Genomic DNA, 12,532 nt, shown 5'->3' with positions numbered 1-12,532 from the left:
TTGTTCAAGGGAAATACGGGCGTATCCCCCCGGAACAGGCTGCTTATTATACGCTATGCACCAGGTCTGTCGTCGTTTGCAGGAACTCCTGAACCTGCTGAACGAAGAATTGCCCGCTCTTTCGGTGGAAGAGTTAACCGTACCAACGGCTCCGGGGCGCTGGTCGCGCCAGGAAGTGCTGGGGCACCTCATCGACTCAGCCGCCAACAACCACCGCCGCTTCGTACTGGCCCTCACGCGGCCGGAGCCCCTGGTAATTGTACCGTATGATCAGGAAGACTGGGTGCGGTGCGCCGACTATCAGCATACCCCGGCCGCCAACCTGCTGGCCCTCTGGACTACCTATAACCAGCAGCTGATGCGGTTAATTTCCCGCATTCCGGCCGAGGCGCATCAGTACCGCTGTGAGTTCGAAAACGGCTATTCCGTTACGCTGGGCTGGCTTATTGAAGATTACGCTGTACATATGGAGCACCACGTGCAGCAGATTCTGGACCGGACTCCGCGTTAGCCCAGGCACTTTTCCGGGAGGTAACGGCGTTAGGGGAACTTGTTTTGTTTGATACGTGCATGATGCGAGTTCCCGTTTTGCCCGGCCGGTTGCGGCTGGGAGTTGTTTGCTGGCTGTTTTCCCTGATTTCTCTGCTGCCGCCACCTGCGCAGGCAGTCCCACTTCCGGCCCTGCCACGCCTGCGCGTCCGACCGGTTGCCCCCGATATATTTGTGCCTACTATGCATTACCGCGCCCCCGGTACTGGTGCCCCGCTGGCGGCCAATGGATTGCTGGTGAGGACTGCCAAAGGACTGGTGCTAATTGATGGTGCCTGGAGCGCCGACCAAACGACCCAACTGCTCCGCTGGGCCACCGACAGCCTGCACCAGCGCGTGCGGCTGGTAGTACTCACGCAGGCCGGTGCAGCTACGCCCGAGGCGTTGGATGTACTGCGGCAGCAGAAAGTACGCATATACAGCAGCGGCCCTACCGCCCGCCGCTGGCATGCCTCACACCCGCTCACCGCTACCCCAACCGCCGCCCTCAAGCCCTACACCATTATTCGGGCGGGCCGCACGCGGCTGGAGCTGTTTTTCCCGGGGGCCGGCTTTGCCCCCGATAACGTGGTGGCCTGGCTGCCCAGGCGCAAGGTGCTGTACGGCGGCGAGCTGGTGCGGGAGCAGGCCGCTACCTCACTGGGCAGTTTCGAAACCGCTACGCTGAAGCAGTGGCCTGCCAGCCTGCGCACCGTAGCCGCGCGCTACCATCGGGCGCGGGTAGTGGTGCCGGCCCACGGCCCGGTGGGCGATGTTGCGCTGCTGGAGCATACCCAGAAACTGCTGCGCGAAGCCGGCCGCCGCCGGCCCACCACAGCCCTGGGCCAGCGGCCATAGCCCTGCCGCACGTCGGGCAGGCTACCCGGACGGCAGGTGGGTGGGTTGATCAGCAGGAGGTGAAACTGTAGCTTGCAGCTACTCTTTTTTCACTCTCCCTTCATCTCTCATTATGCTCAACCGGCGCACATATTTTATCCGGGAACACGCGGGCGTGTTCAAGCTCAAAGACACCTACGATATCCTCGACCCTGAAACCCAGCAACAGATTGGGTACGCTACTGAGGCTACCCCCTCGTGGGCGGTATGGCTGCGGCTGCTGATTAAAAAGCAGATGCTCCCGGTTACCATTGCGGTTCGGGAACAGCCGGAATCGGAACCGGTACTGCGCATTGAGCGGGGCTGGACGTTTCTGCGCTCCAAGGTGCACATCGTGGATGCGCAGGATCAGCGCATCGGCTACTTCAAGAGCAAGCTGTTCACGCTCAATGGCGGATTCTATGTGTTCAATACCCAGAATGAGCAGATTGCCGAAGTAAAAGGCAGCTGGAAAAGCTGGGATTTCAAGTTTCTGGCGGCATCGGGCCAGGAAATAGGGGTAGTCACCAAGAAATGGGCCGGCCTGGGCCGGGAGTTGTTCACTACTGCCGACAACTACCTGATTTCCATTAATGATATGGGCGAGCAGCAGGCTGCATCCAGCGCGCTACTCTTGGCGGCCGGTTTGGCCATTGATACTGTTTTCCACGAGCGGCAATAACCCGGCTACCCGCACCAAGCGGTTGGTGTGCTGATGCTATGGCGTATCGGCACACCAACCGCCTAGCGCCGGCAATTGCAGCGGCGCTTTTTACGACGCAGCCGCAACAACGCCGGCAAATGCCACCAGTCCAACCAATCGGTTTCCGTGGTTGGCATTTCAGCATCAGATACCCAATCGAGGGCTGCCGCCAACTCCGAAAAATACTGCACCTCGTAAGGCAGAACTTGGTGGGTAGAGGCCCATAGCAGCCCCTCAATTACCATCCGGTTATATATATCGTCCGGCAGCAGCAGTGCCAGCCGGTGAATGCCCGAACGGCGCAGTCGGGGCAGCCAGCTGGTTTGCAGCCACTCCTGCATTGCCTGATCAAGAAGTGGTAGCTGCTGTATGTTCAGCAGTAACTGCCGGGCCTGGCGACGCTGAATGGCCCGCAGCAGAGTATCCAGCACCTCAACCAGCTGCGTTGCGTGGTGCATTTCGCCGCGCCACAGGCGCAGCAGACTTAACCGGGTATTGTATCGAAAAACCAGTCGAGGAGCTAAGGCAGTACCCATGACAGTACGAGTGCAACATGCGTGTGAAAATCAGAGCGGCTTTACATAAGATACGCGTGCTGCAGAGCAGACTGGATTGCCTGAAATTGCCTGGACACTGCACTACCCGACGAAACCCTCCCCCCCACACCGTCAACCGGCTGATTCTCTCTGCTAACTATTGCCTGTTTTCAATCTGGGACTACCGCTTCTTCTGCTTTTTGAGATAGGTCTGCGCCTCATTGTACGCCTCCGACTTGCGCTCCGCCTTCTGCTGTACTTCCTTATAGTACCGGGCGGCATCAGCCGGCATTTTCTGCTTGTCGGAGATGCGCGCCAGGTTGAGCAGCGCATACAGGTAGAATCCCTGCTTGGTATCGTTGGTACTTTCAGCAAATACCACGCACCGCTGATAATACTCCTTCGCCTTATCCAGGTCCTTATACTGGTTCTGCATCAGGCTGCCCAGGAAAAAGGTGGCGTAACGGCCGCTGATGCCCTCATAGCCGGGGAGGCCCCGGTTAATCTTGTCCAGAATATCCCGGCTTACCCGCTCACACTCGCGTAAGTCGCCCACCTGATAGCTCATCAGGGCATAGAAGCGCTGCAGGTAGCCATTATCAGGGTACATGTTGGCCATAGCCTGGGCCAGCGGCAGCGCTTCAGCGGGCTTGTTTTCCTGGTTCTGCAGGATTTTCATCAGAAATACCTTCGACTCCGGGGCCGTGTAAAACCCGTTGGCCGCCACGCTGCGCAGCTGACTTAGCCCCAGTTGCTTGTTACCCTTCGGGAAGAACAGCAGCACCGGCTTCAGCAGCGGGTAATTCTCCGAAATCCAGGGAGCGTAGTAATTGATAAGCGCCTGCCCGAACAGAAACTCCGGGCTCAGGCCATTGGCTTCCCGGCTCTTTTCCAGATAATCAAGCGCGTGCTTGCTGGCAAAGGTGGCCTTGCTCCAGTTGTGCCGCTCCGCGTTCAGGCGGGCCGAAAACCCATAGGCCGCCGACAGGAAAAAGCAGGCTTCGTAGTTTTTCTTATCGGCTTTGTACAGGGCTTCGCCTTTAGTAATGGCCGTGTCCATGTAGGCCAGAAATACCTTGTCGTACTGCTCGTTGGTGATGTTGCTGGGCATGATTTTCCACCACGTCGTCAGACCCAGCAGAAAATACGACATGGGATGGTTGGGGTAGCGGCGGCGCAAACTGCGAAACTGCCGCTCGGCCTTATCGTGCTTGAAGTTATAGATGTTGTACACCGCCCCCTCCAGCTCGGTTTGAATATCCTTGTCCAGAAGCAGCCAGCCCGAAATATCGACGGCGGCCGGGGCCACGTCCACGTTGGATAAGTCGATCTGACGGGCCGCGCGGGCCGTATCGGGCTGCTGTGCCTGCACCCTCAGGGCAAACAGCATCAGACAGCCAAACAGAAAAAGACGCATAAGGTACAGCTTGGAACCCCTAGTATAGAGGAAATGGGCGGGAGACGCGCCCTATCATACGTGCCGGAACAAAAAAAAGAGGCTGAAGCTCCCACAGCCTCAACCTCTTTTGCGTTTACTACGTGCCAAAAGCACCCAGGAAACGGCCAGCGGCTAAAATTCCCACCCAAAGCCGCTGGATGTCTGTTCCGGAAAACGACCTATTGGCCGGTACCGGGCTGGCGGGTAAGCCAGCTATATGCGTTATACTGACCGGGAGTAAAAATGCGGGCCAGGGTTTGTTGATACGCTTGCTCGGCCTGCAAAGCCGCCGGGCTTGGCAGCATACGGCCTTCAGTAGCAGTAGCTACCAGACCGGGACGCTCCGAGGTTTCGCCCAGTGCGGCAAGCTGCTGAAAATACTGCCGGGTGCTGCGCTCCACGGCTTTCTGCTGCTGTTTGGACAGCTGCAGCGAACCAGCTAAATACCGGGCCAGCCGGGTGCTGCGCAATTCTACCGTTTCGGGCGAGGCTGATGTGGGCCGGGCCTGGGCAAAGCGCGAACCTACCACCAACAGGGCTAACATCGTTAGGGCCAGTAGGTAGGTGTGGAGCGTTTTCATCTGAGCAGTGTGTTTCAGTATGTCAAAGGTCAGGTTGAAATACGCAGAAAACCACTACCCAGTTGGCTATTTTTGGTGCCTTATTGACCAAATGTATTAACTTCACGTTCCCACCAAGCCACTGAGGCATTACCGCGCCGTGAAATTACAATTTGAGCCCATTCATCCAACGGTTGACAGCTCGTTTACGCTCCTGCACTACACCGAAGTCAGCAAGGCTGAGCTGCTCTGGCACTACCATCCTGAGTATGAGCTGGTCTATATTCCGAACGGGCACGGCCGCCGTCACATCGGCCAGCATATTTCCCGTTTCGAGGATGGTGAGCTGGTGCTCATCGGCCCCGACCTGCCGCACCTCACCTTCAGCTACGGGCAGCCGGTAGGCACGCCGTTCGAGGAAATAGTGGTGCAGCTGCGCGGCGACTTTCTGGGCACCGATTTCTGGGACCGGCCCGAGCTGGCGGCCATCCGGCACCTGCTGGCCCGCTCCCACGAAGGGCTGTCGTTTGGCGGAAGCACCCGCACGGCCGTGGGGCCCACGCTGCGGCGGCTGCTCACGGCCCCGCCGTTTATGCGGCTGATGCTGCTGTTGCAGGTGCTGCAGGAGCTGGCCCAGGCTCCTACCACCGATATTCAGCCGCTGCACGCCGGTACGGGTGGGCAGGGCTTGAGCGGCAAGGAGCAGCAGCGCCTGAGCCGGGTATATCATTTTGTGGAGCAGAACTACCAGCGCGCTACGCTGTCGGTGCAGGAAGTGGCCGATGTGGCGTATCTCTCGGTGCCGGCGTTCTGCCGCTACTTCAAGAAGATGACCCGCCACACCCTCACCGATTTTCTGCAGGAATACCGGGTGGGCCAGGCCTGCCGCCTGCTGCTCGACGATGACCTGGCCGTGACCGAGGTGTGCTACTCCTGCGGGTTCAACAACCTGTCGCACTTCAACAAAACCTTCCGCAAATTCACCGGCCAGAGCCCCACTGAATACCGCCGCCAGCGAATTGGGAAGTAGCCACTGAAGTAGCCTCTCATTACCCCAACTCCGGAACAAGCAACGGAAAGCAAGTGTCTGCTACGGTAGATGCTTGCTTTCTTATTTACGCTGTTTGTATCGTGGCTAAACCTATGGGGGCCGCAAAAGCCGCTGGTGCTGCAGCCCGCGCCGTTTCCGGTAGCCCGGCCGCTGTTTGCCGTGGCGGCCGTGCGGGATGAGCGGCCGGGCCGCCCGCCCTTGGCCTGGCTGCTGACTTCCACGGCCGCTACGGTACAGCCGGTGGATCTGCAGGGCGGCACGGAAACCGCTCTGCAGCAATTTGCGGCGCGCAGTCTGCCCCAGCCAACGGCGGCGCGCTACCGCGTTACTATACGGGTGCTGGAATGCCGGGTGCAGGAAGTCCCGGCCGCCAACCGACAGGCGGCGGGCCAGCTTACCGTTCGTCTGGCCTTCGACTGGCAAAACGTCGAGGGCCGGACCGTTACGCTCACGGAGTACCGGAGCGGGGCCCGCTACCAGCGGCCTCTGACCGACCGGACGGTAGTAGAAACGGCGCTGCAGCAAAACCTGCTGGGCGGCTTCCGCTACCTGCAGCAATGGCTGGAACAAGGAGTGCGGCAGGATGCGCGCCTGGCTACGGCCGTGCGTCCTAGTTTCCGCTACGAAACCCGCCAAACTGAAGCCGACACGCTCTTCTACGACCCGGCCCGCCCTCTGAGCTGGACCGACTTTACTGGTCAGCCGCGTCCTAAAGGGCGGTACGCAGCGGCCGTGTTTCCGGGCTTTGCGTACCAGGGCCGCCCCCGGGTAGTGAATGGGACCATAGAGCTGGAGCTATGGCTGAAGGTATTTGTGGTGCGCAGTTCCTCCTGGGTGGCGCCCGACCAGCGCACGGCCTACAACCTCAACCACGAGCAGCGCCACTTCGATCTGGTGCGGCTGGTGGTGGAACGGTTCCGGCGCAAAGCCAGCCCCGACAGCCTGACGGTGGAAGACTACAACAGCATTCTGCAGCTGCAATACCTCAAGTCCTTCACCGAAATGAACCACCTGCAGGACCAGTACGACCAGGAAACCCACGGCGGCACCGATGCCGCAGCCCAGGAACGCTGGAACCGCCGGATTGACGCGGAGCTGCGCGGTTACGGGATAGTGCGCTGAACTGGTTTATGTAGCAGCCCGAAACATAAAAAGCCTCCGGGGTGTGGCACCCCGGAGGCTTTTCGGATAGAAGTAAAATAGCAGCGGATTGCCACCTTGCATTGACACCTTGTATGGGCACCTGATATAGCAGATTACAAAGGAGTAGCGGCCGTAGTGGTGCGCAGGAACAGCAGCGCATCATAGGCTTTACTGAGTTGGTAGTTACCGTATTGCTCCGTGCTGGTCGGCGTCTGGCCAACTAGGCGCTGGGGGCGCTGCGCATCCTGCGGGCCCAACTGGTGCGTATTGAAGAAAAAGGCCGGACTACTTACCTGGGCCAGTGAAATTTCCCAGGAGCCGGCTTTGGGTGCGGGCAGCGGATACGCGGCCATCGGGCTAACCGGCGACACAAAGGCCTGCGGAGTGGCGGCAAACGTGCCGTAAGCGGTGGACGTGGCCAGCACGAAATACTGGCCGGGGAACATACGCTCCAGGAAGGCTCCGGTGCCGCCGCCGTTGTTGTCGGTGGGGTCCATGGACTGGCGCGACAGGTGCGCATCATGCGACCAGACGACGACTTTGCTGCCCGGCTGGCGCACCAGCAGCTGCGTCATGGCCGCAAACAGACTGTCGCGGGAGGATTCGCGCTTGTGGAACTTCACCTGGTATGGGTAGTCGAACACCATGCGGCTGTTTTGCAGGGTCAGGTCCAGGGTTTCGCGCGTGGCGCGGGGCAGGCGGGCGGTGGGCAGGGCTTTGAGGAGCTGCTCGGCAGCATCGTAACCGGCCAGACCGTTGCTCAGCCACGCTTTGCGGTCGAATTTAAAGGAGCTGCTGTTCATCTGCAGCCACATAGCATCCTGAAAGGCGGTGCTTTTCAGGAGCTGCTCAATGTGCGGGCGCAGCGCGGGATTCTGTTTGCTCAGGCCTTCCTGCACGAGCAGGGCATCATCGGAGCCGAACATGGCATCAATGCCGGTAAGGCTGACCTGCTGGCGGCGGTGCTGACGGTTGTAGGCCTGCATCCAGGTGAGCATTTCGGCAGTTTCCTGGTTTTGCCAGATGCTGAGCAGGTGCTTCTGCATCAGAGGCTTCAGGGCCGGAGCCGGACGCTGGTGCAGGGCTGCATCGACCCGCAAGGCCCCGCCATAGGTGTTTTCCAGGGCCACCTGCGTGAAGCCGTGCTCCTCCATCAGGATGCGCGTCAGCCAGAAGCGCAGCTTGTAGAACTCGGCCGTACCGTGCGTGCCTTCGCCCAGGGCCACTACTTTCTTCCCCGCCATTCGCGCCACCAGCGGCCGTACGGTTTCGCGGAACTGCTCGAAGCTCTGTGTATTCACGGCGTTGATAAGGGTCGGGTTGAGCAGGATGCGGGCCGTATCGGCGGCAGTAGCCGGGGCAGCGGAGCTGGGTGCCTGGGCCGAGGCCGTAAGCGCAGGGGCGGCAAGGAGAGTGGCAGTGACCAGGGAGCGAAAGAGCGTTTTCATAGCGGGCAAAGCGAGGCGGGAGACGAAGCCGGCCGTTCAGCGACTGGCAACGACACAAAGGAATGTGCCTTAATCGGTGAAATGAAGCTTTTTTAGACCACTGCGGGCCCCGAAGCGACGAAGTGGACACCCCAGCTTTTTGGTCGAAAAAAACACCCCCATTGGTCGAATTCCGAACCTCGATATAAGCCGGGGGGCCGGAAAATCTGCCAACTTGCCCCCATGCAATTGTTCCGCCGCACCCTAACTCCCACCGACCGACCCAGTCGGTTTCCGCTTGTGTTTGAGGGCTTGGTGTGGGTGCTGTACGTGGGCATGTATAAGTACAATGGGTTTATGGAGCCCACCGTGCAGCCCGGTCAGGCATTGCACGCCAATTTTCCGCATCCGCAGCTTATCCTGTTTGCGGTGGCGGCCACGCTCTACATCATTCCGTATTACCGGCTGCTGGTGCCGGCCCTGCTGCGGCGCCGGCGCTACCTGCTGCTAGGGCTGGGCTCGGTGCTGTACCTGTGGTGGGGCATCAAGCTGAATATGCTGCTGGCCAGCGGAGCCTTTCAGCGCGTCGCTAGTCCGCCTCAATTAGCTGATTTTTACCACGCCTACTATTTGGAAGCAGCGGGCCGGCTACTCACGCGCGCCCAGCCCTACCTCAGCCTGCTGTTCACCGATTTGCTGGCCTTCAGCTGCGTGGCGTTTATGCGGGTGGCGTTTGAGCAGGAATACCGCCGCCGCCATCTCGAAAAAGACCACCTGGCTCTGCAGATGGAGCAGCTGAAAGCCCAACTCCAGCCGCACTTTCTGTTCAACACCCTCAACAGCATTTACGGCCTCAGCCTGGCCGGCTCACCCGAAACGCCGCGCTTTATTCTGCTGCTTTCGGAGCTGATGCGCTACGTACTCTATGACAGCGGCAAGGCCCGGATTCCGCTGCCGGAGGAAATTGAGTTCCTGAAAAACTACTTTGAGCTGGAGCAGCGCAAATATGCCGGGGCGCGGGTAGCCTTCACGGCCATTGGCGATACGGCCGGCGTGCAGGTACCGCCCCTGCTGCTGCTGCCGCTGGTGGAAAACAGCTTCAAGCACGGCCGCCACCACTTCTCCGATGATGCCTCGGTGCAGGCCACGCTTACCGCCGCCCTGGGCCGGCTGCACTTCCTCATCGAAAATGACATGCTGCCCGAAGCGCCGGCCGCCTCGCCCCGGCGCAGCGGAGGCATCGGGCTGCAGAATATCCGCCAGCGCCTGGAGCTGTACTACCCCGACGCCTACGAGCTACACCTTACCGAGCACAACGGCCGCTACCGGGCCGAGCTGACGCTGCACCTGTAATCAGCAATAATCCTTATCATCCCCATTATTCTCACTGCTATGACTACTACCCCCGCGCCCGTCCGGTGCCTTATTGTGGACGATGAGCCCCTGGCGCACCAGGTGCTTACCCAGTTTATTGGCCAGACGCCGGGCCTCACGCTCACGGGCAAGTGCCGCAACGCCATGGAAGCCTACGAGCACCTGGCCCAGCACCCCGTGGATCTGCTGTTTCTGGATATTGAAATGCCCCTTGTTACGGGGCTCAACTTTCTGAAAAGCCTCACGCACCCACCCAAAACCGTGCTGACCACCGCTTACCGCGAGTATGCCTACGAGGGCTACGAGCTGGACGTGCTGGATTATTTGCTGAAGCCGTTCAGCTACGAGCGGTTTATGAAAGCCATTGCCCGCCTGCCCGCCGTCCAGCCCGTGCCACCTGCCGATGCTGCCACCGAGAAATACCTGCTGGTAAAAGAGCGGCAGGGTCTGCTGAAGGTTCCGCACCGCGACATTGTGTACGTGGAAGGCTGCAAGGACTACGTGAAGATTACCACGGCCACCAAAACCTACCTGCTGCACCACACCATGAAGGAAATGGTGGAGGTGCTGGGGCCGGCGTTTCTGCGGGTGCACCGCTCCTTTATTGTGGCCGCTGCCCACATCCGCATGCTGCAGCCCGATAACGTGCTGCTGCTGGATAATACGCTCATTCCCATCGGCAACTCCTACCGCAGCGAGCTGCTGGCGTATTTCAGGAAATAAGCTGTCCTTTACCTCACTATTTCCACCTTCCCTCTATTCTCTGTCAAGTATGCTGCGTGCTTCTATTTCCTTACTGGCGCTGCCTTTGCTATGGGCTGGCACCGTCACGGCCCAGACTGCGCTGCCCTCCTCCTTCAACAAAGCCAAGCTCGACAGCCTGCTCACGGTGCTGGATGCGAAACACAAGCTGGCCGGCAGCCTGCAGCTCACACAGAACGGACAGGTAGTGTACAGCCGCGCCATTGGTCCGGAGCAGCCCAACGTGCCCGCCACCACGGCCACCCGCTACCGCATCGGCAGCATCAGCAAAACCTTCACGGCTACCATAATTATGCAGCTGGTGGAGGAAGGTAAGCTGAAGCTGAATGCGCCCATTGCCACGTGGTTTCCGGACCTGCCCAACGCCTCCACCATCACCGTGGATCAGTTGCTGCACCACCGCAGCGGGTTGGGCGACTTCACCCGGGACCCGGCGTATGTGCAGTACATGACGCAGCCCAAAACCCAGGCCGAGCTGCTGGCCCTCATTCGGGCCCGGCCGGTGGAGTTTGAGCCCGGTGCCAGGTATGATTACAACAACTCCAACTATGTGCTGCTGGGCTACGTGGTAGAGAAAGTAACCCGACAGCCCTACGCCCAGGCATTGCAGAAGCGCATTACGGGTAAGCTGGGCCTGAAAAACACTTATTACGGGGGCCGCCTCAACAGCCAGCAGCACGAAGCCGCCTCGTTTGTATGGGATGGTGCTACCTGGCAAATCCAGCGGGAAACCGATATGAGTATTCCGGGCGGTGCGGGTGCCATTACCTCCACCCCCGCCGACCTCACCCGCTTTCTGGAAGGCCTGTTTGCGGGCAAGCTGGTGAAGCCGGCCACCCTGCAGCAGATGCAGGTGATGCAGGACGGCTACGGCGTGGGCATGCGCATCGTGCCGTTTGGCAACCAGCAGAGCTACGGGCACTTCGGCAGCATTGATGGGTACCGCTCGGCCCTCACCTACTTCCCCGCCGACAAGCTCACAGTGGCCTACTGCGGCAACGGCAGCAGCCCTGACTACACCCTCAGCGACTTGCTGGTTGGCACGCTGTCCATCTACTTCAACAAGCCGTACCGCCTTCCCGATTTCAACGCCCCAAAGATTGAGGCAGCAGATTTGACTGCCCTGGTTGGTAACTACGCCAGTACCCAGATGCCGCTCAAAATCAACGTAACGGCCAATGGCACCACGCTTATGGCGCAGGCAACCGGCCAAAGCGCCTTCCCGCTCACCGCCAAGTCCCGAACCACATTCGTGTACGATGCCGCCGGCCTCACTATGGAGTTCGATGCGGCGGCCCGCACCTTTATGCTGCACCAGGGCGCCAACCACTTCCTGTTTACGCGCCAATAGCCGGCAGCCCTAAAAACGCCAAACGGCCCCACCCGGACAATCCGGGTGGGGCCGTTGTGGTAAGCGGCAATAGTCCGAAAGCTTACTTCTTCACTTTCACCTGTCCGTCGTCGGCGTCGCGCTTCACTTTGGTACCGTTGGGGTACTCCACCTTCGTGTCGCCGTCTTTGTCAATTTTCACGGTTTTACCGTTGGCGTACTCAATCTTGGTTTCGCCGTTTTTCTTCTTGTCGTACTTCACAATGGCCGGACCACGGCGCGCGGGCGTGGTTTCGCGGGTGGTTACTACTGTGGTGGTGTACGGGGTGCCATCGTAATAGGTGCCGCGGTTGGAGGCGTAGATGTTGTACTGGGGCTCCGTTACGTAGGTTTTTACCTGCCCGTCGGTTTCATCATTTACTTGGCGCAGGGCGGCGTAACGGCCGGTGGTATCGGTGGCGTAGCGGGTATTTACCTCGTTGAGGCGGCGGCCCCGGGTGTAGTAGGTTTTGGTTACCTGGGTTACTACCACGGTGTCGGTCAGCTTCAGGTCGTCGGCAATGCGGGCGGCGAGGCGGTCGGCTTCGGTGCGGTAAGCGGCGGTATCGGTGGTCATGGTGCCATCATTCACTACCACGGCCGTATCGGCGGCAGGAGTGGTGGCGGCGTCCACGGCGGCGGGTTTATCCTGGGTGCAGGAAGCCACGGCCAGGCTGGCTGCCGCGGAAAGGAAAAGCAAGGACTTATTCATGTTGAAAGTCAGGTGAGATGAAAGCCGCTGGCTGCATATAGGCGCGCGGCTAT

13 protein-coding genes are annotated in these 12,532 nt (G+C 59.9%); 8 read left to right on the top strand and 5 right to left on the bottom strand.

Features of this window, described 5'->3' with window-relative positions; genetic code table 11:
* Positions 1-55 precede the first annotated feature (55 nt).
* From EI291_RS01065 to EI291_RS01055, 3 genes are all read left to right on the top strand, one after another.
* Positions 56-511, top strand: coding sequence for a DinB family protein (locus EI291_RS01065; RefSeq protein ID WP_125417417.1), 456 nt, complete (start codon positions 56-58; stop codon positions 509-511).
* Positions 512-732: 221 nt separating this feature from the next.
* Positions 733-1,386 carry an MBL fold metallo-hydrolase gene (locus EI291_RS01060; protein WP_125417416.1) on the top strand — a complete coding sequence of 218 codons (654 nt, stop codon included), beginning with the start codon at positions 733-735 and terminating at the stop codon, positions 1,384-1,386.
* A gap of 112 nt (positions 1,387-1,498) precedes the next feature.
* Positions 1,499-2,086 carry a phospholipid scramblase-related protein gene (locus EI291_RS01055; protein ID WP_125417415.1) on the top strand — a complete coding sequence of 196 codons (588 nt, stop codon included), beginning with the start codon at positions 1,499-1,501 and terminating at the stop codon, positions 2,084-2,086.
* Positions 2,087-2,148: 62 nt separating this feature from the next.
* On the opposite strand, the gene EI291_RS01050 is transcribed toward EI291_RS01055, so the two are convergent.
* From EI291_RS01050 to EI291_RS01040, 3 genes are all read right to left on the bottom strand, one after another.
* Positions 2,149-2,643: a hypothetical protein gene (locus tag EI291_RS01050; RefSeq protein ID WP_125417414.1), complete on the bottom strand. Its 495-nt coding sequence runs from the start codon at positions 2,641-2,643 to the stop codon at positions 2,149-2,151.
* A 181-nt stretch (positions 2,644-2,824) separates the two neighbouring features.
* Positions 2,825-4,060, bottom strand: a complete 1,236-nt coding sequence (locus tag EI291_RS01045) for a tetratricopeptide repeat protein (protein ID WP_125417413.1) — start codon at positions 4,058-4,060, stop codon at positions 2,825-2,827.
* Positions 4,061-4,260: 200 nt separating this feature from the next.
* The gene (locus EI291_RS01040; protein WP_125417412.1) at positions 4,261-4,662 is read right to left on the bottom strand and encodes a hypothetical protein; all 402 of its coding nucleotides are present in this window, start codon (positions 4,660-4,662) and stop codon (positions 4,261-4,263) included.
* 139 nt (positions 4,663-4,801) lie between these two features.
* On the opposite strand from EI291_RS01040, the gene EI291_RS01035 reads away from it, so the two are divergent.
* Positions 4,802-5,671: an AraC family transcriptional regulator gene (locus EI291_RS01035; protein WP_125417411.1), complete on the top strand. Its 870-nt coding sequence runs from the start codon at positions 4,802-4,804 to the stop codon at positions 5,669-5,671.
* Between the two features lie 69 nt (positions 5,672-5,740).
* Positions 5,741-6,814 carry a hypothetical protein gene (locus tag EI291_RS01030; RefSeq protein WP_125417410.1) on the top strand — a complete coding sequence of 358 codons (1,074 nt, stop codon included), beginning with the start codon at positions 5,741-5,743 and terminating at the stop codon, positions 6,812-6,814.
* Positions 6,815-6,948: 134 nt separating this feature from the next.
* Here EI291_RS01030 and EI291_RS01025 read toward each other — a convergent pair whose 3' ends face one another.
* Positions 6,949-8,283, bottom strand: a complete 1,335-nt coding sequence (locus EI291_RS01025) for an erythromycin esterase family protein (RefSeq protein ID WP_125417409.1) — start codon at positions 8,281-8,283, stop codon at positions 6,949-6,951.
* A 222-nt stretch (positions 8,284-8,505) separates the two neighbouring features.
* Between EI291_RS01025 and EI291_RS01020 the strand changes: the two genes are divergently transcribed.
* The 3 genes from EI291_RS01020 to EI291_RS01010 are packed head-to-tail and all read left to right on the top strand — an operon-like array spanning position 8,506 to position 11,749.
* Entirely contained in the window at positions 8,506-9,615 is a 1,110-nt protein-coding gene (locus EI291_RS01020; protein WP_125417408.1) for a sensor histidine kinase, read from the top strand.
* Between the two features lie 39 nt (positions 9,616-9,654).
* The gene (locus EI291_RS01015) at positions 9,655-10,359 is read left to right on the top strand and encodes a LytR/AlgR family response regulator transcription factor (protein ID WP_125417407.1); all 705 of its coding nucleotides are present in this window, start codon (positions 9,655-9,657) and stop codon (positions 10,357-10,359) included.
* Between the two features lie 49 nt (positions 10,360-10,408).
* Positions 10,409-11,749, top strand: coding sequence for a serine hydrolase domain-containing protein (locus tag EI291_RS01010; RefSeq protein WP_125417406.1), 1,341 nt, complete (start codon positions 10,409-10,411; stop codon positions 11,747-11,749).
* Between the two features lie 82 nt (positions 11,750-11,831).
* Here EI291_RS01010 and EI291_RS01005 read toward each other — a convergent pair whose 3' ends face one another.
* Entirely contained in the window at positions 11,832-12,467 is a 636-nt protein-coding gene (locus EI291_RS01005) for a T-complex 10 C-terminal domain-containing protein (RefSeq protein WP_125417405.1), read from the bottom strand.
* Positions 12,468-12,532: the final 65 nt, after the last annotated feature.

Source organism: Hymenobacter rigui (assembly GCF_003944715.1).
Lineage (GTDB): Bacteria > Bacteroidota > Bacteroidia > Cytophagales > Hymenobacteraceae > Hymenobacter > Hymenobacter rigui.
The sequence above is the reverse complement of the archived record's forward strand: the minus strand, read 5'-3'. Positions and strand labels throughout refer to the sequence as shown.